Origin of the sequence: Streptomyces sp. 4F14 (genome assembly GCF_048159485.1) — a bacterium.
Classification (GTDB): domain Bacteria; phylum Actinomycetota; class Actinomycetes; order Streptomycetales; family Streptomycetaceae; genus Streptomyces.
This window is the reverse complement of the sequence record NZ_JBLRVY010000216.1, coordinates 1-379: the sequence shown is the minus strand read 5'-3', so window position 1 is coordinate 379 and position 379 is coordinate 1. Positions and strand designations below refer to the sequence as shown.

Below are 379 nucleotides of genomic sequence, written 5' to 3'. Positions count from 1 at the left end.
ACGCCGATGAGGTGATCGTCGGCGGCGCTGGCCTGGGTGAGGGTCTCCTCGGTGGTGAGCGGCTTGATGTCGCTGACCGAGCGGACCATGGTGGTCTTCCCGGTGCCGAATCCGCCGGCGATCATCACCTTCACCGAGCGGGTGCCCCCGGAACCGGGCCCGCCGGGCTGGTCAAAGCCTTTGAAGTCCACTGAGTACCTCCTCAAGGAGCGCGAGGTCCGGCCCGCGGCCGGCGGAGTGCGCCGGGATGGGGTCACGGGCTTCGACACGGCCTGCCTCCAGCAGATCCGTCAGCAGCACCGCGAGAATGTTGAAGGGCAATCCGAGATGGGCGCCGAGTTCGGCCACCGACAGCGGATCGCGGCAGCGCCGGAGGATC

At 68.9% G+C, this 379-nt stretch carries 1 protein-coding gene and 1 pseudogene; both read right to left on the bottom strand.

All coding sequences use genetic code 11. From position 1 onward, the window contains the following. A pseudogene (locus tag ACLZOT_RS50395) lies at positions 1-191 on the bottom strand (ATP-binding protein); the annotation flags it as partial. Further along, on the bottom strand, positions 172-379 hold a 208-nt coding region (locus tag ACLZOT_RS50390; RefSeq protein ID WP_416976045.1), incomplete at its 5' end, for a DUF742 domain-containing protein. The pseudogene ACLZOT_RS50395 and the gene ACLZOT_RS50390, both read right to left, overlap by 20 nt.